The sequence below is a fragment of the Haloarcula quadrata genome (assembly GCF_003634715.1).
GTDB lineage: Archaea > Halobacteriota > Halobacteria > Halobacteriales > Haloarculaceae > Haloarcula > Haloarcula marismortui.
This window is the reverse complement of sequence record NZ_RBWW01000001.1, coordinates 1,294,352-1,314,196: the sequence shown is the minus strand read 5'-3', so window position 1 is coordinate 1,314,196 and position 19,845 is coordinate 1,294,352. Positions and strand designations below refer to the sequence as shown.

Sequence of the window (19,845 nt, the reverse complement as noted above, 5' to 3'; positions counted from 1 at the left end):
ACAGACAAACGGCGTCGTCCAACATTCTAAATGTGCAATCGTCCCCCGGCTATCGGTACACCATCGCCTGAGCGACCTGCTCGCCGCGGTAGTAGCCGGGTGCGGTGGCAATCGTCGCTGTCTTCACCTCGCCCTCGGCGGTCATCACGCGGTACTCTCGTTCCGGAACCGAGACGCCCTCGCGCATCAGCCGCTGGAACCGCTTTCTGGCCGCGTCCCGCTCGTCAGGATGGAGAAAGTCGCTCGCCTTCTTCCCGGCTATCTCTGTGAAGGAGTCCGCATCGAGGAACGCTATGGCCGCCTCGTTGGCGTACAGGGCCTTCCAGTCACGGTCGAAAAGGAGAATCGGGATCGGCGCAGTGTCGACGAGGTTGTGGTACCTGTCCTCCGTGCGCTGGACCGCGGTTTCGGCCCGTGCGCTCCGGACCGCGTTCCTGATTCGGTTTGCCAATACGGTGTACTGCTCCGTTCCGGCCTCCTTCTGGAGGTAGTCAGTGACGCCGGCCGAAATCGCCCGACTCGCGATTTCCTCTGATCCCTTGCCGGTGAACAGGAGAAACGGGAGATCGGGGTAGTCGTCCCTGACCAGTTCCAAGAAGTCCAGTCCGTCCTTTTGGGGCATATCGTAGTCGCTGACGACGCAATCGACCTGGGTGTCCTGAAGCATCACCAGTGCATCGTCGACGCTCGTCGCGGTCTCCACGGAAAAGGCGTCATCTTCCCGTTCGAGGAATTCTGAGACGATTTCGGCGAAGCCGGGATCGTCGTCAACGTGGAGTACCCTGATGTCATCTATCGAGAAGTGGTTCATGTGGGCGTCGCCCAACTGTGTTCAAATATAATGTGGAACTATGAAAGCATTAGGTTCTGTTTCTTGCGTGTTACAACCGTCTGTGTGACATATATTCAGAGTTTGTGTCGGAACGCTTGGAGAACGTTTTCACCGGTCTCTGTCAGTGCAACCTGTTTCGTCCGTCCGACATCGTTGACTTCGATGTAGCCGTCCTCGACCAGCGGGTCCACGATGTTCGCGTTCAACAGCGCGAACTTCGCCTTCTCGTTTGCCGGGTCGGCGTCGTCGATGAACGAAAGACCAGCGTCCTCGGCGAACTCGATGAGGTCCGACTTTTTTGCGGTGTAGGTGTCCGTATTTGTCCGCTTGAGATAGTCCAGCACCGCGACCTGGTCACGAGAAATAGCTTCGATGGGATACGACGGGAGGACCTCCGCGCGCTCCATCCCGCGGGTGAGTGGCTCCGCAGCGACCGATGGGACGTGTTCCTCGGGATGGACGTAGTATGCCGTCGCCGCCGTCGCCATACACGCGATTGCGCTTCCGATAGCCGCCACCTTCGGCCCGCTCGAGACGTTGACGCGCACGATGTCCTCGGGATGGTCCGCAGTTAGTGTCGTGACTTCGGCCAGCACGTCGTAGAGGTCGTGTAAATCCGCTCGGTGTAGTTCGACGCTAACGCCGTTGGCGTCCAGTTCCTCGACGAGTGCCTGCTGGTACGGCGTCAACCGTGACAGCTCTGTGGTCGCTGTGAGGAGGTACACGTCGTCGGCGTTGTGCTGGTGAATCGGCTCGGCGATCCGGTCACGCTCGTGCCCCAGCGGCGCGATGTGTATCTCCCGAATCTGGTCCATGCAGGAAGAACGCGCCCCGCACAGCTATTGGTCTTGCCATCTCCAAGGGAGAAATCGACAGAGGCCGACGGTAGTAGCTGCCCTCCGCGATCTGGATATCGGCGCTTCAAAATGAGCGCACTGCGCGCACGGCTCTGCCGTTCGCACAAACCGAGGTCACAAAGTGACCTCGCGTCAATCGTCCGCTTCGATATCCGACCGCGTCTGATCGAGGTACGGCAACTGCGAGGCTGTCTCCTCGATAGCGTTCTTGTTAGCCTTCATCAGCGCCGTCGTGTCCCAGTTGCCCTCGACGAGAGCCTCGCGCTGGGCGCGGTCAACGCTGACGTTGATCTCGTTGTCGCCGTAGGTGACAGTCTCCGCCCGCACGTCAACCTCAATCTCGCCGTCGGGGTTGTCATCAACCCACTGCTGGAGCGCGTTGATCGTCTCGTGGTCGGCGGTGACCGTCGGGATGCCGAGCGCCAGACAGTTTCCGGCGAAAATCTCGGCGAAGCCCTCGCCGATGATGGCGTCGATGCCCCAGCGCATCAGGGCCTGTGGCGCGTGTTCGCGGGAGGAGCCACAGCCGAAGTTGTTGTTGACCACCATCACGTTCGAGTCCTGGAACCGCTCCTCGTTGAACGGATGGTCCTTCTCGTTGTCCTCGTCGTCGAACCGCAGGTCGAAGAAGGCGAACTCGCCCAGCCCGTCGAAGGTGACGACCTTCATGAACCGCGCAGGGATTATCTGGTCCGTGTCGATGTCGTTCCCGTGGATCGGGATGCCAGACCCCTCGACGTAGTCGACTTCAGGGATGTCCTCAGTCGCGTCGCTCATGCCAGGGTCACCTCCTTCAGGTCGCGCACGTCAGATACTTCGCCGGTGATGGCCGCAGCAGCCACCATCCGCGGGTTCATCAGGACGGTCCGACCGTCCTTGCTGCCCTGCCGGCCGACGAAGTTCCGGTTCGAGGAGGAAGCACAGGCCTCGTCGCCTTCCAGCTGGTCCTCGTTCATGCCCAGACACATCGAACAGCCGGCGTTGCGCCACTCGAAGCCGGCTTCCTCGAAGATGTCTTTCAGGCCTTCTTCCTCGGCGGCGCGCTGGACGCGCTGGCTACCGGGGACGACGAACGCGCGCACGTCGTCGGCGACCTCGCGGCCCTTGACGATACGGGCTGCGCGGCGCAGGTCAGGCAGTCGAGCGTTGGTACAGGAACCCAGGAAGGCCACGTCGATGTCGTACCCCTCCATGGTCTCGCCGGGCTCGACGCGCATGTGCTTCTGGGCGCGGCGGGCGGTGTCGACCTTGTCGTCGGCCAGCGACTCGGGTTCTGGAATCGGGTCGTCGATGCCGATGCCCTGGCCGGGTGTGGTTCCCCACGTGACGACAGGGTCCAGTTCGCCCGCGTCAATTTCGACCACGTCGTCGTACTCGGCGTCCTCGTCGGAGCGGATGGACTCCCAGTAGGGCTTGAGTTCCTCGAATTTCTCGGGGTGTTCCTGGAAGTAGTCCGTCTCTTCGAGCCACTCGTAGGTGGTCTCGTCGGGGTTGACATAGCCCGCGCGAGCGCCGCCCTCGATGGACATATTACAGATGGACATCCGACCTTCCATGTCGAGGTTCTCGATTGTCTCGCCGGCGTACTCGTACACGTAGCCGACGCCGCCCTCGGTCCCGAGCCGGCGGATAATTTCGAGGATGATGTCCTTTGCCTCGACGCCCTCGTCGAGTTCGCCGGTGACCTCAATTTTGCGGACCTTCTGTTTCTCCATCGCGATGGTCTGGGTGGCCAGTACGTCGCGGATCTGGCTCGTCCCGATACCGAACGCGAGCGCGCCGAACGCGCCGTGGGTCGAGGTGTGGCTGTCACCACAGACGATGGTCTTGCCGGGCTGGGTGATGCCCTGCTCCGGGCCGATGACATGGACGATACCCTGGTCGCCCGTCGTTGGGTCAGAGAACTGGATACCGGCGTCGCGGACGTTCTCCTCAAGTTCGGCCATCATCGTCTCGGCCGCGTCGTCGCTGTAGGGCCGGTCCTGATTGGCGGTCGGGACGATGTGGTCGACCGTCGCGTGGGTCAGGTCCGGGCGTGCGACCTCAAGACCACGCTCTTTGAGCATGCCGAAAGCCTGCGGGCTGGTGACCTCGTGAATGAGGTGCAGCCCGACGAACAGCTGGTCTTGGCCGTTCGGCAGGGTCGTGACTTTGTGCTGGTCCCATACCTTGTCGTACAGCGTTCCCTGACTCATACTGTCTCGTCCCGTCCTTCAGTTCCGCGTTCGTACGCGCGGGTGACACCCTCGTCGGGTGCTTCGTGGTCGATGTCCTCCATCGTCTCGTCAGTCTCCTCCTCCTCCGCGTCGCGTTCGCCGCCGTCAGCGGCCACGACCGGGCCGCGGCGGAACACCGCGCCGAAGGTTCCGTTGGTTTCAGGGTGGGTGTGCTGGATGCTTCCCATCGTTGTGCGCGATTCGCTCTGTTCGCCGTCCGTTGGATCCGTGCGTTCGTTAGTCATCTGCTGGGGCTTCTGTCTTCTCTGCGTCGGCGTCCTCACCCCACGCGAACAGTTCGCGCAGGTTCTCGCCGACGGCTTCGATCTGGTGGTTCTGTTCGGCGTCGCGATACTGCTTGTAGGCGGGTCGGTTGGCCTGATTCTCGTTGATCCACTCGCGAGCGAACTCGCCGTTCTGGACCTCTTCGAGAATTTTCTCCATGCCCTCACGGTCGATGACCTCCTCACCGCGGGTCAGGCCGCCGTACTCGGCCGTGTCGGAGACGGAGTTCCACATGCCCATGTGGCCGCCCTCGTACATCAGATCGACAATGAGCTTGAGTTCGTTCAGGCACTCGAAGTAGGCCATCTCCGGCGCGTAGCCGGCGTCGACCAGCGTCTCGAAGCCGGCCTTGACCATCTCGGTGACGCCGCCACAGAGGACGGCCTGCTCGCCGAAGAGGTCCGTCTCGACCTCTTCCTGGAAGGAGGTCTCGATGACGCCAGCGCGGGTACAGCCGATGCCCTTCGCGTAGGCCAGCGACTCCTGCTTGGCGTTGCCGGTCGCGTCCTGATACACCGCGATGAGACCGGGCGTCCCCTCGCCGCGTTCGTAGGTCCGGCGGACGAGGTGGCCGGGCGATTTGGGCGCGACCATCGTCACGTCGACGTCTTCCGGCGGTTCAATCTGGCCGTAGTGGATATTGAAGCCGTGTGCGAACTGGAGCGTGTCGCCAGCGTCCAGTTCGTCCTCGATGGCCTCGTAGACGGCCGGCTGAATCGTGTCCGGGACGAGCATCACGACGCGGTCCGCCTCGCCGGCGGCCACGTCGGGCGTCTCGACACGGAGGCCCGCGTCCTCGGCGTCAGCCCACGACGAAGAGTCCTGTCGGAGGCCGACGATTACGTCGACGCCGGACTCGTGAAGGTTCAGCGCGTGGGCGTGGCCCTGCGACCCGTAACCCAGCACGGCTACGGTCTCATCGTTGATTGTCGATACGTCAGCGTCCTCGTCGTAATAGACTGTTGTGGTAAGTTCGTCAGACATCTTTCTCTAATGTTTTCGGGCCGCGTTCCAGTGCGGCGGCCCCGGTTCGCACAATTTCCTGCACATCGAACTGCTTGAACGCCTCGATGGCGGCGTCGATCTTCTGCTTGCTACCCGTAATCTCGACGGTGACCGAGTCGGTCGACGCGTCGACTGCCTGCCCGTTATACATATCGGCGACCGCATTGACATCGTCGGGCTTCTCGCCGCTGACTTTCACCAGCGCGAGCTCCCGGCGGACGGCCTCGCCTTCGAGTTCCCTGACCGAAATGACTGGCACGAGCTTCCGCAGTTGCTTTTTCGCCTGGTCGATCCCCGGTTCCGGCTCCTCAATGAGGATCGTCATCCGGGCTGTGTCGTCGTCGACTGTCGGCCCGACGGTCAGGCTTTCGATGTTGAACTGCCGTCGGCTGAACAGCGCTGACACTTCCGACAGCACGCCCGGCCGGTGTTTGACCAGCGCGGACAGCACCGCCTGTCGCGGTTCGTGTGTCACTTCGGCCTCGGGGTCGACGCGGATTCCCTGCGTGTTGCGTCGGCCCTTCGGGCGCATCCGTTCGTCCGGCGCGGGGCCTGGCATTCCTCCAGTCATTGTTAGATCATGTCCAGATGGTCTTCGTTGAGCGCGAACTGGCCGTTGTCACCGCCGCTTGGGACCATCGGGAAGACGTTCTCCCCGGGGTCGATGTGGGCGTCGATGACGCTCGGCCCGTCGTAGTCGCGTGCTTCCTGTATCGTCTCCTCGACATTGTCGTAGGATTCGAGCGTGAACCCGCGTGCGCCGAAGGCCTCGGCGAGCTTGTCGAACTGCGGGATCCACGGGTACTCGGAGGCCATCCGGCGGCCCTCGTAGAAGCCGTCCTGCCACTGGCGGACCATCCCGACCGCCTCGTTGTTCAGGACGACGTAGGTGATATCGAGTTGCTCACGCACCGCGACCGACAGGCCCTGCACGGTCATCAGGAACGAGCCGTCGCCGTCGAAGCAGACGACCTCCTGATCCGGCGCGGCGAGTTTGGCACCGATGGCGGCTGGCACGCCGTACCCCATCGTCCCGAGACCGTGGGACGACACCCACGTCCGGGGCTCGGTGTACTCCCAGAACTGGGAGGCCCACATCTGGTGCTGGCCGACGCCGGTACAGACGATGGTGTCGTCCGGCGTCATCTCCGAGAACTGCTCGACGACGTACTGCGGCTTCAGCGGCTCGTCGTCGGGCGTGTCGTAGTCCATCGGGTACTCATCTTTCCAGGTCTGGCACTGGTCGCGCCACTTGTCGGCGTCCGGCGCACGCGGCATCGCGTCGAACAGCTGCCGGAGCACGTTCCGGGCGTCTCCGATGAGTGGGTAGTCAGCGTAGACGTTCTTGCTGATTTCGGCCGGGTCGATGTCGACGTGGATGACCTCCGCGTCGGGGGCGAAGGAGTCGACGCCGCCGGTCAGGCGGTCGTCGAAGCGCGTCCCGATGGCCAGCATGCAGTCGGTGTTGCTAATCGCCATGTTGGCGTAGCCGGTGCCGTGCATCCCGGCCCACTCAAGCGAGAGTTCGTGGTCCTCGGGGAAGGAGCCGATGCCGGGCATCGTCGTGATGACCGGAATCTCGTACTCCTTTGCGAACTCACGGAGCGCACTCGATGCGTCTGCCTTGATGACGCCGCCACCCGAGAGGATGACCGGGCGGTCGGCTTCGGCTAGAGCTTCTGCGGCCTCCTGGACGTTTTCGTCGTCGGCCTCCTCCGGCACCTCGTAGGTCTCCGGCGTCTCGGGGGAGCCGGGTTCAACCTCGGTTTCGCCCTGAGTCACGTCCTTCGGCAGGTCGACCAGCGTCGGTCCCTGCCGGCCGGCGTCAGCGAGCGCGAACGCTTCGCTGACATCGTCGCCGACAGTGTCTGAGTCGGCAGCGAAGTAGCTCTCCTTCGTGATCGGCTGGGTGATGCCCACCGTGTCCGTCTCCTGGAACGCATCGTTGCCGACGAATTCCGTCGGGACCTGGCCGGTCAGCGCGATGACCGGGTCCGAGTCCATGTTGGCGTCGGCGATGCCGGTCACGAGGTTCGTCGCCCCGGGGCCGGACGTGGCGAAACAGACGCCGGGGTCGCCGGTGACGACGCCGTACGCGTCCGCCGCGTGTGAGGCCCCCTGTTCGTGGGCCATCGTAACGTGGTTGATATCGGAGTCGTACAGCGCGTCGTAGACGGGCATGATTGCACCGCCCTGAACGCCGAAGACGTAATCGGTCTCGGCGTTTTCGAGCGCGCGAATAACCGACTGCGCGCCCGTTGTGACCGGCTCCTGTTCGGTTTCTGGTTCTGTTTCTTCCTCTTCCTTGGGGACGGATGCGCGCTCGCTCATCGTGTCATCCCTCCGTCTGTTCGTGTTCGGGGTCGATACCGCGGTGATGTGTGTGCTGCGTGCATGACTGATGACTCTGTGGTGGTATGACGAATCGATTCGGCCGGGGGTGAAAAGGTAAAGAGAGGGGCTATAGTGCCCCTACAATACGCACGCCGGGAATAGCGGTCGCGGTGCTGGTGGGGGTTCGAACCTGACGTCCAGCAGCCGCGGTCATCACATCCGAATGCAGTTCGTCCCGAATAATAAACGTTCTGTGATAGCTGTTGGCGGGCAACCGCTCGAAACCGGGTACTCACCGGTGGCTGCTCACTCGTAGTGACAGCCGGAAGCGAGGTCATTGGCCTACGCCCGGACCTCCTCGCTCTCCTCGGTCACGCCGATCTCCTCGGCGAACCGTTCAAGCACCGACATGGTGACCTGCTCTTCCGCGCCGTACTCCTTGACGCGGCGAGTCACTTCGCGGACCTCCGCCTCGCTCGGGTCGTATCCGGCGTCGACGAGCCGTTCCCGAACCGAGTGGGCTCCGGTGTGCTTGCCGAGCACGAGCTCGCGTGTGGCCCCGACCATCTCGGGAGTCATGACACCCGGCTCGAACGTGTCGGAGTTCTCGATGACACCGGCAGCGTGGATACCGCTCTCGTGGGAGAAGGCGTTACGCCCGACGACAGGCTTGTTCGCCGGCACCCCGATGTCGGATTTCTCCTCGACGATCCGCGACAGCTCTGTGATGCGGGTGGTGTCGATTCCGGTGTCGACATCGTAGAGCGACTCCAGCGCCATCACGACCTCTTCGTAGGCCGCGTTGCCGGCGCGTTCGCCGATCCCGTTGACCGACACCTGCGCCTGACTGGCTCCGGCCTCAAAGCCGGAGATGGCGTTGGCCGACGCCAGTCCGAAGTCGTCGTGCGTGTGCACGTCGATGTAGGCGTCGGTGCAGTCGTCGACGATCTCGATGAGGTCGTAGAACCGCCGCGGCGTGGCGACCCCACACGTGTCCGGAATGTTGATCCAGTCCGCCCCCGCCGCGGACGTGGCCTCGATGACTTCGACGAGGAAGTCCTCGTCAGTCCGAGTCGCGTCCATCGGCGAGAACATGCATTCGACGCCCGCATCTTTGATCATCTCGACACAGTCGACGGCAGTGTCGAGTGCCTCCTGACGGGTCGCGTGCATGGAATCCTGCAACTGTACGTCCGACGTCGAGACGAAGGTGTGGACCATGTCCACACCGGAATCCAGAGCCGCCTCGATGTCTTTCTCGACCACACGCGCCAGTCCGCAGGTCGTCACTTGCGTGGACTCAGCGATGTCGCGTACTGCCTCGAACTCCGCGTCGGAATTGACGGGGAACCCGGCCTCGATGACGTGGGTGCCCATCTCGTCGAGCAGCGCGGCTATCTCGCGTTTGTCCTCGTAGTTGAACGACGTACGTGGTGACTGCTCACCATCGCGCAGCGTGGTGTCGAAAATCCGTGCGTCTGTTATCTCAGACGTGGAATCCAGTGTGCCCTGGAAGAACTCGATCCGCCGGAGATTCCGACGTGCCCTCGTTGTTGGACATAAGCACTCGTAACTGGATGCTTCCACTATTTATACCTGTCCATAAGGCGGTGATGCGTACACACGTCACACAGGTACGACCGCGGCTAGTGCGACTGCCGCGCGTCAGACAGGTGGGGAGGATTTTTGCTCTATCCGCCCATGTGTGTGGCTATGAGTGATTTCGAGGGGCTGGACCTACAGGCCGTGGAGGACCAGATGGATGAGGACCGTGATGGGGCCGGTAGCAATCGCGTCGTGCTCGGCGTCCTTGACGGATCGGAATCGCCCGACCAGTGGATCGACACCATCGAGAACGGGTCGGTACTGGTCCTCAACGTCGAGGGCGACCTGAACGAGCTTGCAGCCGGGTTCGCCCGACCGGTCCGCAAGGCCGGCGGCGAACTGATGCACTTCCGCGGGTTCCTGATTGTGACGCCGCCGGGGGTCAGCATCGACTCTGAGCGGCTGGATTGAGCGACACAACAGGCTGCATCCACCGAGCGGTGCTGTCGTGGGCGATACATTTCTCTGTGATGTCTATCGAAACCACGGGCGTAGCGATTTCGGCCGACGACAGAACAGCTAGCACGACCGCTCACGGCGAGAGCAGTCGCTGCAACAGGCCGTGCCACACGCGAATACCGTGGTTCCACGCTTGCCAGTAAGTGTCAAAGAAACGAGGGGACCCACTGTCAGTGTGGCGCGGTCGGGTCGTGATCTGGGTGTGGCAATCCGGGCAGCGGTAGTGCGTACTACCACACCGTTCGACCACAGCCCAGTCACCGTCGTACCTGCTCTGGTGCCCACAGTCCGGACAGAACAGCGTCGCCTTCGCGGGGACATCGTGTTCAGTCCGGGAGTCAGTCAGGGACATCCTCGACTCGAACGTGGCTCTCGATACGAAAAGAACCTACCTATGAGGGGCCTATACGGCTACTAGTACAGGGGGAGGTCATTATATTCGCATCCAGCGAGTGCATCCCCGAATATCACTGGGCGGCCACACCGACACCAGCGGCCGCCTACGCTGATACCAGCGTCAGGTAGTGGCCGTCCCGGTCCCTGATTCGGACGCCCTCGTCGACCGATGTGACCGCAAGCGCGTCGTCAGCGACTTCCCTTGCCGTCGATTTCGGGTCTTCGGCAACGACGCCGAAGTCCACGTGGACGCCGCCGCGGGCGTCGGCGATGCCGAGCCGTGGTGACCACAACTCTATGTCGAGGTCGCCGGTCGACAGCCTGACCCGGCCTTCGTCGCGGCCGTCGTCGACCAGTTCGAACCCTAGCGTGGTGTAGAACTCCACTGCCGAAGACAACTCCTCGACTTCGAGGACGAGTTCGAACAGGCCGGTGACGCCAGCGCCGTCGACCGCCCGCTCACCGAGTTCCACACAGTTACCCTGCGGGTCATAGAAGTACAGTGACCGCGCGTCCCCGAAGGTGTGTTCGACCAAGTCGAAACGCTCGTCCAGCCGGTCGTACCAGTCATCGTACTCCCGCTCGGGAATCGTGAGCGCGTAGTGGGTGTGGAGCCCGCCGCGCGGCACCGCCCCCGGAGCGCGGAGCCTAAGTTCGGTGTCGCCAGCTGCGAGTACGGCCTCGTCTGGGCTCTCTGAAACGACATCAAGTTCCAGAAAGGCCTCGTAGAACGCCGTCGCACGGTCTGGGTACTTCACCTCTAGCGTGATTCAGGCGGGCGATGAGAGCATATCGGCGCTTCGACCGCCACCGACAAAGCCGCTGTGGACGCCGTTTCACAGGCGAAACAACGACAGCACGCGTGTTTCCCGTTCGCGACCATTTATTCGCGTCAGGCTCGTACAGAGGCGTATGCCAATGAAAGGTCAGAGCGAGGCGACGGAGTGGCTGGAGACGAACCGCTGGGAACGCGGCGTGAGCTACATTCCGTACCCCGACGAGATGATGGTCCGGGCGAGTCACGTTCTCAAAACGGATGCCGGCGTGTTCGTCGCCGACCCGATAGACGTCGACGGTATCGACGACCTGTTCGCGGAGTTCGGCGAGGTGGCTGGCGTCGTCATTCTGTTAGACCGGCACAAACGCGACAGCGCCGCCGTTGCGAATCGACACGACGTGCCGGTGTATATCCCCGACTGGATGTCAGGTGTCGAAGAAGATATCGACGCACCGGTCGAACGCATGCACCAACAACTGCCGGGCACGGACTACGGCGTCCACAAGATCATCAAGAACTCGTTCTGGCAAGAGGCCGCGCTGTATGGCGACGAAGACGACACGCTCGTCGTCCCAGAAGCGGTCGGGGCGGCGGACTACTTCCTCGCCGGCGACGAACGACTCGGTGTCCACCCGATGTTGCGCCTGTTCCCGCCGAAGAAGCTCACGCGGCTTGACCCCGAACGAGTGCTGGTCGGGCACGGAGAAGGTGTGATGGAAGACGCCGCCGAGGCCATCGACTACGCGCTTCGCGGGTCCCGCGGCCGAACGCCGGGGCTGTACGCGAAGAACCTCAAGTCGCTCGTGCTCGGCTAAATCGGGTCAAACGACGCCGTTTTACCCGGACCGTGCGAAAGTATGGCGTGGTCTACGTCACACGCGGACTCGTCGAGACGCTGTTACGGCTCGCCAGCGAGGCCGAACCTGACGACGTGACGATTTCGCTGGCCGTCACGCCTGCTGGAGAGCTTCCTGACACAGACTTGCCGGACGAGACGCCGGTGTTCACTGACTTTTATCTCCCCTCAGCCGGGGCCTCAGTGAAGGCAGTGTTCGGCGTCGACCTGGGGACGCCAGCCGGCCAGACGCAGGGCCGGTTCGTCTCCCATCCCGAGGGGTACATGGGTGTTAGCAAGACCGACGACCTGCATGAAGTGATTTTCGTCGGCATCCCGCCGTGGGATATCGACGCCTTCGGAGCCTTTGACAGAGCCGGGCAAGCGCAGGATGTCACGATTCTCGACATCGAGCCGCCCGAGAAGTATCCGCAGTAGCGACCTAGCTACTCCAAGTAGCCCAGGTCTCGCAGCTGGTCGGTGATATCCTGAAACTGCGCTTCGGTCAGTTCCCCTTCCCGCTGGTGTTCAACGACGATACTCCGGAGCAGGAACCGGACGAGGTCGGACGTACTGGAGAAACTCGTCCCTTCGATGGTCTCTTCGACGCGCTCCGCGAGGTCCTTCGGAATCGATACTGTGGTGTAATCAGCCATATCGACACGGAGGTTTGCCTGCGGGATATGCGTTGTGTCCCAGTTTAGCGCGGGTCCGTGGCCTCAGTGTCGAACTGGCCCATCGTGGCGTGATTGGTCGGCGAGAACATCTTCGGCGCGCGGCGGGACCGAGACTGGTCGTCCGCGTTGTCAAAGGGCAGTGTGGTTGTCGGGTACGAGTCCTCGTTTCGGGGGGTCGTGATTCGTGTTGTCATCCTGGGGGTCGTGTCGGCCGGCGTCTGTGGTTTGTAGGCAGTGCAGTGTGGGTGTCGCGTGCAGGGCGTACATCTGATACAAGCATTGGGTACCACCACCTTTTGACCCATCCATAATAAATGTTCATGATGGTGGCGCAGAAATACTGTTGTGTGGTAACAAGACGTTTGAAAAGGAGTATCATAGAGTAACGGCGGCCAGAATGAAACTGCAACTATAGCTTTCGGGCCGATTCAACTACCTCAGACCACAAACTGGATCTCGTACTCGGTCAAGTTTTCGTAGCCGTCGGCAGTGACGACGGCGATGTCCTCGATTCGGACCCCGCCGACAGCAGGGTCGTAGAGGCCGGGCTCGATAGTGACGATGTGCCCCGGTTCGAGTTCGCCGCCGTTCGGCGCCAGCCGTGGAAGCTCGTGGACGTCCAGCCCGACGCCGTGGCCTGTGCTGTGGATGAATCCCGTCTCCGTTCGGTCGTCGTCACGCAGCGTCGGTTCGCCGGCGTCCTCGTACACGTCACAGACCGCGTCGTGTACGTCCGCGCCGGTCGCACCGGGTTCCAGCGCGTCGAACGCGGCCTCCATCGCGCGTTCGGTCAGGTCGTACCACTCGCGCACCGTCTCGCTGGGCTCGCCTTTCACGAATGTCCGCGTCATGTCGGCGTGGTACTTCGTCGCCTTGTCCTTCGGGAAGATGTCGATGATAACCGGCTCGTGGGCGACGAGCGGCCCGCTCCCAGAGTCGTGAGGGTCCGCAGCGTCCGCCCCGCAGGCGACGATAGTCTCGTCTAGCGAGCAGCCGTGCCGGAGCAGCGTCACCTCGATCTCCTCTTTCACCCGCTCGCTCGTCAGCGTCTCACCGTCAACTTCGAGCGTCTCGTCCTCGGCAATGTCCGACGCTTCGAGCAGCGATTCAGCAGCCTCCATTGCCGCCTCGTTGGCCCGCTGTGCCGTCCGGACGTAGTCGACTTCTGTCTCGGTCTTGGTTGCTCGGATCTCCGTGACGATGCCGTCGGTGTCTGCCGACACGTCGACACCACGTTCGCGCAGGCTGTCTGCGGTCCGGAGCGGGAACCGCGGCGGGACGGCCACGCTATCTACGTCATAGGCCGCGAGGAAATCTGCGAGAACGTGTGAAACGGCCTCGTCAGGGCCGTACTCGTCGACTTTGCTCTGGTGGTCGAAATCGACGTAGCGTTCGACGGTCTCGGCCCGCGACTCGCGCTTGGCTCGGCCGAACTCCAGACTCCGCGGGAAAAGCAGATGTGTGTCACCGTCGTACAGCGTGATGAACGGGTCCGGCGCGTCGAAGCCGGAGAGATAATACTGGTCTGACACCTCAGAATCCGCATCGAGGAGGTAACCGTCGACGCCGGCGTCATCGAGATATGCGTCCAGTGCTGTGAGGTCAGGTTCCATACGTGTCAGTCTGTCCCCCATCCCCATATGCGTCTCCCACTGAGTCGCTCGGTGGCCCGATATATGACCACGAATACCATACCGATGTAGTTTGGCCGCTCATTTATTGACGCTCCAGCCCCTCAATACTAGTAATGAGTGACTTGTCCGGTGAAGACGTGACTGTCGTCGGTGGTGGCATCGGTGGGCTCTCCGCTGCGTGCTATCTGGCGGACGCAGATGCGAACGTTTCGCTACTGGAGAAAAACGAGCAACTCGGGGGTCGCGCCTCCCGGCTGGAGGTGGATGGGTTCCGGTTCGATATGGGTCCGTCGTGGTATCTGATGCCTGACGTGTTCGAGCGCTTCTTTGCGTACTTCGGCAAGGAGCCACGCGATTACTACGACCTCCAGCGGCTCGACCCGCACTACCGGGTCTTCTTCAAGGACGGCGACCAGATCGACGTGACCGGCGACAACGACCAGATGGCCCAGAAATTCGAGGAGTACGAACCCGGTGCGGGCGAGGCCTTCCGGGACTACCTCGCGACGAGCGAACGCCACTACGAGACGGCGATGAACAAGTTCGTCTATGAGGACCGCTCGGAGCTGCGCGACTGGGTCGACCTCGACGTGATGACTGCCGCGCCGGTCGGCCTCCAGCTCATCGGCACGATGCAGAGCCACGTCGAGGACTACTTCGAGCACCCGAAGCTCCAGCAGATCATGCAGTACACGCTGGTCTTCCTCGGTGGCTCTCCGCGGACGACGCCAGCGCTGTACAACATGATGAGCCACGTCGATTTCAACCTCGGCGTGTACTACCCCGACGGCGGCGTCGGCGCGGTCGTCGACGGCCTTGTCGAACTCGGCGAGGAACTCGGCGTCACCTACGAGACCGACGCCGAAGTCGATGAGATTTCCCGGCGGAAGGATGGGTTCCTCGTGGAGACAGTCCACGGCGACACGACCCACCCCGACGAAGTGGTCGTCAACGCCGACTACGGCCACGCCGAACGGGAACTCCTGCCCGACCACGAGCGCCAGTACGACGACGACTACTGGGACGACAAGACGTACGCGCCGTCCGCCTTCCTCATGTACATGGGCGTCGAGGGCGACGTGGAGCCCCTGAAGCACCACACGCTCGTCCTGCCGACGGACTGGGACCCCCACTTCGACGACATCTTCGACGAGCCCGCGTGGCCCGATGACCCGGCGTACTACCTCTGTGTGCCCTCGAAAACCGACGACACCGTCGCCCCAGACGGGCACTCGAACCTGTTCGTTCTGGTCCCAATCGCGCCGGGCCTGCACGACGGCGACGAGATCCGCGAGGAGTACCGCGAGAAGGTGCTTGCCGACATCGCTGACAACACCGGCGTCGACCTGCGCGACCGCATCGTCTACGAGAAGCAGTTCGCCGTCTCCGACTTCGGCGAGCGGTACAACGCCACGGAGGGCACAGCTCTCGGGCTGGCACACACACTCCGCCAGACCGCCCTGCTGCGACCCAACAACCGCTCGTCGGCCGTCGACGGCCTCTACTTCACGGGGTCGTTCACGACGCCCGGCATCGGCGTGCCGATGTGTCTCATCAGCGGCGAACACACCGCGGAGGCGCTCATCGAGGATATCGCCTGAGTAATGCCCGAACTCCCGACCGACCGCATTACCGCCGTCATTCCGCCGGAGGAGACGCTTGTGGGCTACCTGTTGCGGCTCTCCCGGCCGCGGTTCTGGCTGTACCTCGGCGGCCCGGTCATCGTCGGCGTCAGCTACGCGGCCGACGGTCCGGGAGAGTTGTTCTCACCGCTGGCTATCGCGCTGTTTCTGTACTTCACCATCCCTGGGAACGTGTTCCTCTACGGCGTCAACGACATTTTCGACGCCGACATCGACGAGCACAATCCCAAGAAAGACGAGGGCCGGGAGGTCAGCTACCGCGGGGACACCGCTATCACAGCCATCGTCGTCGCCAGCGGCGCGCTCGCGTTACTGTTCGTTCTCGGACTGCCGACGCTCGGGGTCGTGGCCCTGCTCGCCTGGATTGGGCTGTCGATCGAGTACTCGGCCCCGCCGCTGCGGTTCAAGACGACGCCGTTCCTTGATTCCATCTCGAACGGCCTGTACATCCTGCCCGGTGTCATCGGCTACGCCGCTATCGAAGGGGTGGCCCCGCCAGCGACAGCGGTCGCCGGCGCGTGGCTCTGGGCGATGGGGATGCACACCTTCTCGGCGATTCCCGATATCGAACCCGACCGCGAGGCCGGCATCCAGACGACGGCGACGTTTCTGGGCGAGTCAAACACCTACTACTACTGCGTGATGTGCTGGCTCACGGCCGCGTTCGTGTTCACGTACACGCACTGGGTGTTCGGACTGATACTGCTCGTCTATCCCGGCCTCGTCTTCGGGATTCTCGGCATCGGCGTCGACATTGACGAGGCGTACTGGTGGTATCCCGCGATCAACACCGTCGTCGGCATGGTGTTCACGCTCATTGCGCTGTGGGTGATGCTGTATGGGTAGTGGCGAAGACCGAACGCTGGCGGGCTGGACGCTCCCGGAGACAAAGACCGACGCGACCGCGCAGTTCGACCAGTTCGTCACCGAGAACCGATTTACCATCGCCGTCGTCTTTCCGCTCGTCGGCGCGGTGACCTTACTCGCGAGTGCCGAGGGGCTTCTGCCGGACCCGCTCGCGTTCAATCCCTACTTCGTTCTGTTCGGGACGTTCGTGATGCGACTCCCGCTAGTCGCCGGCGTCTTTCCGCTCGTGGACCGCCGGGCCGGCCTTGCGCTGGTCGCGCTGACACTCTACTCGTACGGCATCGAACTCGTCGGCGTCCGGACCGGCTGGCCCTACGGCGAGTTCATCTACGGCGTCGACCTCGGCCCAATGTTGCTCGGTGAGGTACCGTTCGGGCTCCCGGTCTTCTTCTTCCCGCTAGTCCTGAACGCCTACCTGCTCGTCCTGCTGTTGCTCGGCAACAGGGCGGCGTCAACCGCGGTCCGGCTGCTGGCGACGCTGGCGACGGTCATGCTCGTTGACCTCGTGCTTGATCCGGGTGCTGTGGCCATCGGCTTCTGGATCTACGAGATGCCGCAGTTCTACGGCGTCCCGTGGCAGAACTACGCCGGCTGGCTCCTGTCGGGATCAGTCGCCGTCCTCCTGTTCGACTTCGGGTTCGACCGCGCGGGGCTCCGCCGGCGACTCCGGGACTGCCCGTTCATGCTTGATGACCTGGTGAGCTTCGTCCTGCTGTGGGGCGGTATCAACCTGTTTTACGCGAACTGGGTGCCTGTCGGTCTGGCCGCGCTGCTGGGGGCCGGCCTCCTCTGGACGGACCGCTTCGACTTCGACCTCTCAGAAACCCGGCTCGGCCGTGCCGTCTGGCGGTGACCTCGTGGCTTGCTGTTGCCCGACTGTCACGACCGCCGAGACAGGCCAAGCGTTTAAGCAACCGCGTAGGTAGGTGGACGTATGGATCGAATCCCGTTTGGAATCCGCCAGCTTGATTCCATCATCAACGGTGGAGCGCCCGCGGGGAGCGTCGTCCTGCTCTCCGGCGAGGCCGGCGCTGGCTCCCGGGAGTTCATGCATACGAGCGCACTCATCAACGGGCTCGAACAGGTAGACACGGAGCTGCACGACCTCTACTACGGCGACCGTTCGCCGGACGCTGTCGCCCCGGACGAGGTCCACTACATTTCGTTTACGACAAACGAATCGCAACTGGTCAGCGAGATGCGGCTGGCGATGGACGACGATGTGGTCGATAAGGGGAGCCGGGCGGTCGAGTTCCACGACCTCTCAGAGCGATATTTCCACATCAGTCCGGTGCCACGGGACTGGTATGCCAGCGAAACCGCATCGATCACCGACCTCCGGGCGCGGCACGAGCGGGAGGACCTGCTCGGGACGCTCGGCATGGTGTTGAACGAGGTTGCGGCGAACAATCTCGTCGTCATCGACTCGCTGTCGGACCTCGTCAGCGCCATGGGTGAGGAAATCGAGTGGTCGGACATCAGCTCACTCGTCCAGGGGCTTCAGAAGGCGGCCCATCAGTGGGGCTGTCTGCTCCTCTTGCACATCAATCCTGAGACGCTGTCGACGGTGCGACACGGGCAACTCGTCGACGCCTCCCACGGCACGATGGAGTTCGCGTGGGAATCCGGCGGCTCCACTCGCGCCCGGACCCTCGTCGTCCAGCAGTTCCGTGGCGTCCTCTCACAGATCGAGGACGAGGACATCGTGCAGTTCGAGACTGAACTGGGCGATGCCGGCTTCGACATCAGCGACGTGCGCAAGATTCGATAGCGATAGTCGGCGGGACAACTGGCTGTAGCTGTCGGCAGAGAACAACGAGAACGCTGCTGCGTGGTCGCTTCCACTCTCGGTATCTGAAATCGGCGGTAAACCCTTATCAGTGTTGTTCGTCAAGGGTGTCGTAATGTCCTCCGAGTCGACTGATGACGGGGGAGTGTACGTCGAGCTATCTGCAGATCTAGACGAGTGGCTGACCGAGCAAGCCGAGGCACTCGGCGTGCCTCGCGACGCCGTCATGGAGCAACTGCTGGCCGCATACATGACAACAGCCGATTCGGACGGCGAAATGGGCGACCACCTCCAGCCGTCGTCGGACGAACTGGATGCCGTCGTCGCCGCAACCGTAGACGAGAAGCTGAACGGCTCAGTCGAAGCGGCGACCGAGAGCGCTGTGAGTGCCCAGATCCCCGATATCGTCGACACAGTGGAGCACCAGCTCGCCGAGCGGTTCGACGCCCTCGAAGCGGACTTTCAGACGAAAATCGAAGATGTTCGCGAGCGCGTCGTGCAGGTCAAGCGAGAGGCCGACGCGAAAGCACCGGCCGACCACAGCCACGAGGAGTTCGACCGCATCGATGCACTCTCACAGGAGATTGATACGATGGAGGCGGAACTCACCGCGCTTCGAGGCGATCTGACCGATTCGGTCGAAACGCAGGACGAGCGAGTCGCCGACATCGACGCCCGTCTCGACGATGTCGAAGACAAACTCACTCGCGTCGCCTGGGTCGTCAGCGACCTCCGCGACGACCATGGCGGCCGGGACCAGAACCAGAAAGCGGTCGACCGGCTGAAACGCGCCGCGGCACAGGAGAACATCTCGACGGCACGGTGTTCGAACTGTGACGAGCAGGTCGATATCGGGCTCCTGACCGAACCCCAGTGTCCGCACTGTAACACGACAGTGTCGGACGTGCGACCCGAGGGCGGCATTATCCGCTCGAAGGCGCGGCTGGTGGCCGCAGCACAGCTTGAACCGGGCGAGACCAATGAGTGACGACGAACGAGACCCCTTCGAAGAACTCGATTCCGGCGACGAGCGCGAGGGCGACCCGTTCGAGCGCCTCGATGCGGGGCCTGACGGCGCGAACGACTCGACAGACGCACGCCAGCCACCCGACGATAGCTGGACCGACATCGAATCGAGCGACGAACCGACCGACGATATGTCCGAGACGGGTCCCAGTGCAACTGATGATGACGACCTGCTCTCAGCCGTCGACACGGAAGAGTTTCGTTCAGATTCGGCAACTGACTCTGACAGGCCACTTTCTGGATCATCACCCGATTCAGATGACCCCTTCTCGGGAATGGACGAGCGCGGCGAAGACCCCTTCGGGAGCGGCGAAAGCGCGTTCGAGCGGGTCGATGTCGACCACATCGACGCGGATAAGGTGTGGGCAGAAATCGCCGCCGACGACGATAACGAAACCACACCAGAGAGCCGGTACGCGGAGGTGTCGAAACACCGCTACTGTGAGCAGTGTGAACACTTCTCCGCGCCGCCGAACGCACACTGCACGAACGACGGGACCGAAATCATGGAGTTCCTCGACATGGAGACGGTCCGACTGCTGGACTGTCCGGTGGTCGCAGAGCAACACGAGATCGAAGACGAGCAGTAACGGCTTTTTGCCTCGGT

23 protein-coding genes are annotated in these 19,845 nt (G+C 62.7%); 9 read left to right on the top strand and 14 right to left on the bottom strand.

Annotated features, from left to right (window positions below):
* Positions 1-49 precede the first annotated feature (49 nt).
* The 9 genes from BDK61_RS06770 to BDK61_RS06730 all read right to left on the bottom strand — a co-directional run bounded on the left by BDK61_RS06770 (position 50) and on the right by BDK61_RS06730 (position 9,116).
* Complete coding sequence (locus tag BDK61_RS06770; protein WP_121302790.1) at positions 50-811, bottom strand: response regulator; 762 nt, start codon at positions 809-811, stop codon at positions 50-52.
* Between the two features lie 95 nt (positions 812-906).
* A complete protein-coding gene (locus BDK61_RS06765; RefSeq protein ID WP_121302789.1) occupies positions 907-1,647 on the bottom strand; it encodes an HFX_2341 family transcriptional regulator domain-containing protein in 741 nt (246 codons plus the stop codon).
* Positions 1,648-1,821: 174 nt separating this feature from the next.
* Complete coding sequence (gene leuD, locus BDK61_RS06760; RefSeq protein ID WP_004962615.1) at positions 1,822-2,466, bottom strand: 3-isopropylmalate dehydratase small subunit; 645 nt, start codon at positions 2,464-2,466, stop codon at positions 1,822-1,824.
* Complete coding sequence (gene leuC / locus BDK61_RS06755; protein WP_121302787.1) at positions 2,463-3,884, bottom strand: 3-isopropylmalate dehydratase large subunit; 1,422 nt, start codon at positions 3,882-3,884, stop codon at positions 2,463-2,465. The genes leuD and leuC overlap by 4 nt, the downstream gene beginning before the upstream one ends.
* Entirely contained in the window at positions 3,881-4,150 is a 270-nt protein-coding gene (locus BDK61_RS06750) for a hypothetical protein (RefSeq protein WP_004962621.1), read from the bottom strand. Before BDK61_RS06750 ends, leuC begins: the two co-directional genes overlap by 4 nt.
* Positions 4,143-5,174: a ketol-acid reductoisomerase gene (gene ilvC, locus BDK61_RS06745; RefSeq protein WP_121302785.1), complete on the bottom strand. Its 1,032-nt coding sequence runs from the start codon at positions 5,172-5,174 to the stop codon at positions 4,143-4,145. The genes BDK61_RS06750 and ilvC overlap by 8 nt, the downstream gene beginning before the upstream one ends.
* A complete protein-coding gene (ilvN, locus tag BDK61_RS06740) occupies positions 5,167-5,754 on the bottom strand; it encodes an acetolactate synthase small subunit (protein WP_004515606.1) in 588 nt (195 codons plus the stop codon). Before ilvN ends, ilvC begins: the two co-directional genes overlap by 8 nt.
* 14 nt (positions 5,755-5,768) lie before the next feature.
* Positions 5,769-7,526: a biosynthetic-type acetolactate synthase large subunit gene (gene ilvB / locus BDK61_RS06735; protein ID WP_121302783.1), complete on the bottom strand. Its 1,758-nt coding sequence runs from the start codon at positions 7,524-7,526 to the stop codon at positions 5,769-5,771.
* Positions 7,527-7,871: 345 nt separating this feature from the next.
* On the bottom strand, positions 7,872-9,116 hold the full coding sequence (locus tag BDK61_RS06730) for a LeuA family protein (RefSeq protein ID WP_121302781.1): 1,245 nt from the start codon (positions 9,114-9,116) through the stop codon (positions 7,872-7,874).
* Between the two features lie 126 nt (positions 9,117-9,242).
* Between BDK61_RS06730 and BDK61_RS06725 the strand changes: the two genes are divergently transcribed.
* Complete coding sequence (locus BDK61_RS06725; RefSeq protein ID WP_121302779.1) at positions 9,243-9,545, top strand: DUF5779 family protein; 303 nt, start codon at positions 9,243-9,245, stop codon at positions 9,543-9,545.
* Positions 9,546-9,666: 121 nt separating this feature from the next.
* Here BDK61_RS06725 and BDK61_RS06720 read toward each other — a convergent pair whose 3' ends face one another.
* Together BDK61_RS06720 and BDK61_RS06715 are read right to left on the bottom strand one after the other, a co-directional pair.
* Complete coding sequence (locus tag BDK61_RS06720) at positions 9,667-9,945, bottom strand: hypothetical protein (RefSeq protein WP_004962635.1); 279 nt, start codon at positions 9,943-9,945, stop codon at positions 9,667-9,669.
* A gap of 148 nt (positions 9,946-10,093) precedes the next feature.
* Positions 10,094-10,759 carry a VOC family protein gene (locus BDK61_RS06715; RefSeq protein ID WP_121302777.1) on the bottom strand — a complete coding sequence of 222 codons (666 nt, stop codon included), beginning with the start codon at positions 10,757-10,759 and terminating at the stop codon, positions 10,094-10,096.
* Positions 10,760-10,907: 148 nt separating this feature from the next.
* On the opposite strand from BDK61_RS06715, the gene BDK61_RS06710 reads away from it, so the two are divergent.
* The gene (locus BDK61_RS06710; protein WP_121303911.1) at positions 10,908-11,582 is read left to right on the top strand and encodes a hypothetical protein; all 675 of its coding nucleotides are present in this window, start codon (positions 10,908-10,910) and stop codon (positions 11,580-11,582) included.
* A gap of 47 nt (positions 11,583-11,629) precedes the next feature.
* Positions 11,630-12,040 carry a hypothetical protein gene (locus BDK61_RS06705; RefSeq protein WP_049944582.1) on the top strand — a complete coding sequence of 137 codons (411 nt, stop codon included), beginning with the start codon at positions 11,630-11,632 and terminating at the stop codon, positions 12,038-12,040.
* Positions 12,041-12,048: 8 nt separating this feature from the next.
* Here the strand turns inward: BDK61_RS06705 and BDK61_RS06700 are convergent, their stop codons facing one another.
* The 3 genes from BDK61_RS06700 to BDK61_RS06695 form a co-directional block, all read right to left on the bottom strand.
* Complete coding sequence (locus BDK61_RS06700) at positions 12,049-12,258, bottom strand: ribbon-helix-helix domain-containing protein (RefSeq protein WP_004593281.1); 210 nt, start codon at positions 12,256-12,258, stop codon at positions 12,049-12,051.
* 44 nt (positions 12,259-12,302) lie between these two features.
* Positions 12,303-12,473, bottom strand: a complete 171-nt coding sequence (locus BDK61_RS23290) for a hypothetical protein (RefSeq protein WP_007188407.1) — start codon at positions 12,471-12,473, stop codon at positions 12,303-12,305.
* 243 nt (positions 12,474-12,716) lie between these two features.
* Entirely contained in the window at positions 12,717-13,892 is a 1,176-nt protein-coding gene (locus tag BDK61_RS06695) for a M24 family metallopeptidase (protein WP_121302775.1), read from the bottom strand.
* Between the two features lie 134 nt (positions 13,893-14,026).
* Between BDK61_RS06695 and crtD the strand changes: the two genes are divergently transcribed.
* The 6 genes from crtD to BDK61_RS06665 all read left to right on the top strand — a co-directional run bounded on the left by crtD (position 14,027) and on the right by BDK61_RS06665 (position 19,828).
* Positions 14,027-15,514 (top strand): carotenoid 3,4-desaturase, encoded by a 1,488-nt coding sequence (gene crtD, locus BDK61_RS06690; RefSeq protein ID WP_004962653.1) that lies wholly within the window; start codon positions 14,027-14,029, stop codon positions 15,512-15,514.
* A 3-nt stretch (positions 15,515-15,517) separates the two neighbouring features.
* Positions 15,518-16,402 carry a prenyltransferase gene (locus BDK61_RS06685; RefSeq protein ID WP_121302773.1) on the top strand — a complete coding sequence of 295 codons (885 nt, stop codon included), beginning with the start codon at positions 15,518-15,520 and terminating at the stop codon, positions 16,400-16,402.
* Positions 16,395-17,276, top strand: a complete 882-nt coding sequence (gene cruF, locus BDK61_RS06680) for a bisanhydrobacterioruberin hydratase (RefSeq protein WP_004962658.1) — start codon at positions 16,395-16,397, stop codon at positions 17,274-17,276. The genes BDK61_RS06685 and cruF overlap by 8 nt, the downstream gene beginning before the upstream one ends.
* Positions 17,277-17,357: 81 nt before the next feature.
* Complete coding sequence (locus BDK61_RS06675) at positions 17,358-18,194, top strand: RAD55 family ATPase (RefSeq protein ID WP_004962661.1); 837 nt, start codon at positions 17,358-17,360, stop codon at positions 18,192-18,194.
* 133 nt (positions 18,195-18,327) lie between these two features.
* Positions 18,328-19,200, top strand: coding sequence for a magnesium transporter CorA family protein (locus tag BDK61_RS06670; protein WP_121302771.1), 873 nt, complete (start codon positions 18,328-18,330; stop codon positions 19,198-19,200).
* A complete protein-coding gene (locus BDK61_RS06665) occupies positions 19,193-19,828 on the top strand; it encodes a hypothetical protein (protein ID WP_121302769.1) in 636 nt (211 codons plus the stop codon). The genes BDK61_RS06670 and BDK61_RS06665 overlap by 8 nt, the downstream gene beginning before the upstream one ends.
* Positions 19,829-19,845: the final 17 nt, after the last annotated feature.

Bases quoted from the DNA above. Each gene is read 5' to 3' on its own strand.
- BDK61_RS06695 (WP_121302775.1), bottom strand. From the start codon at position 13,892: ATGGAACCTGACCTCACAGCACTGGACGCATATCTCGATGACGCCGGC.
- BDK61_RS06750 (WP_004962621.1), bottom strand. From the start codon at position 4,150: ATGACTAACGAACGCACGGATCCAACGGACGGCGAACAGAGCGAATCG.
- ilvN (WP_004515606.1), bottom strand. From the start codon at position 5,754: ATGCCAGGCCCCGCGCCGGACGAACGGATGCGCCCGAAGGGCCGACGC.
- BDK61_RS06700 (WP_004593281.1), bottom strand. From the start codon at position 12,258: ATGGCTGATTACACCACAGTATCGATTCCGAAGGACCTCGCGGAGCGC.
- leuC (WP_121302787.1), bottom strand. From the start codon at position 3,884: ATGAGTCAGGGAACGCTGTACGACAAGGTATGGGACCAGCACAAAGTC.
- BDK61_RS06725 (WP_121302779.1), top strand. From the start codon at position 9,243: ATGAGTGATTTCGAGGGGCTGGACCTACAGGCCGTGGAGGACCAGATG.
- BDK61_RS06720 (WP_004962635.1), bottom strand. From the start codon at position 9,945: ATGTCCCTGACTGACTCCCGGACTGAACACGATGTCCCCGCGAAGGCG.
- BDK61_RS06670 (WP_121302771.1), top strand. From the start codon at position 18,328: ATGTCCTCCGAGTCGACTGATGACGGGGGAGTGTACGTCGAGCTATCT.
- ilvC (WP_121302785.1), bottom strand. From the start codon at position 5,174: ATGTCTGACGAACTTACCACAACAGTCTATTACGACGAGGACGCTGAC.
- crtD (WP_004962653.1), top strand. From the start codon at position 14,027: ATGAGTGACTTGTCCGGTGAAGACGTGACTGTCGTCGGTGGTGGCATC.
- cruF (WP_004962658.1), top strand. From the start codon at position 16,395: ATGGGTAGTGGCGAAGACCGAACGCTGGCGGGCTGGACGCTCCCGGAG.
- BDK61_RS06710 (WP_121303911.1), top strand. From the start codon at position 10,908: ATGAAAGGTCAGAGCGAGGCGACGGAGTGGCTGGAGACGAACCGCTGG.
- BDK61_RS23290 (WP_007188407.1), bottom strand. From the start codon at position 12,473: ATGACAACACGAATCACGACCCCCCGAAACGAGGACTCGTACCCGACA.
- BDK61_RS06685 (WP_121302773.1), top strand. From the start codon at position 15,518: ATGCCCGAACTCCCGACCGACCGCATTACCGCCGTCATTCCGCCGGAG.
- BDK61_RS06665 (WP_121302769.1), top strand. From the start codon at position 19,193: ATGAGTGACGACGAACGAGACCCCTTCGAAGAACTCGATTCCGGCGAC.
- ilvB (WP_121302783.1), bottom strand. From the start codon at position 7,526: ATGAGCGAGCGCGCATCCGTCCCCAAGGAAGAGGAAGAAACAGAACCA.
- leuD (WP_004962615.1), bottom strand. From the start codon at position 2,466: ATGAGCGACGCGACTGAGGACATCCCTGAAGTCGACTACGTCGAGGGG.
- BDK61_RS06765 (WP_121302789.1), bottom strand. From the start codon at position 1,647: ATGGACCAGATTCGGGAGATACACATCGCGCCGCTGGGGCACGAGCGT.
- BDK61_RS06770 (WP_121302790.1), bottom strand. From the start codon at position 811: ATGAACCACTTCTCGATAGATGACATCAGGGTACTCCACGTTGACGAC.
- BDK61_RS06675 (WP_004962661.1), top strand. From the start codon at position 17,358: ATGGATCGAATCCCGTTTGGAATCCGCCAGCTTGATTCCATCATCAAC.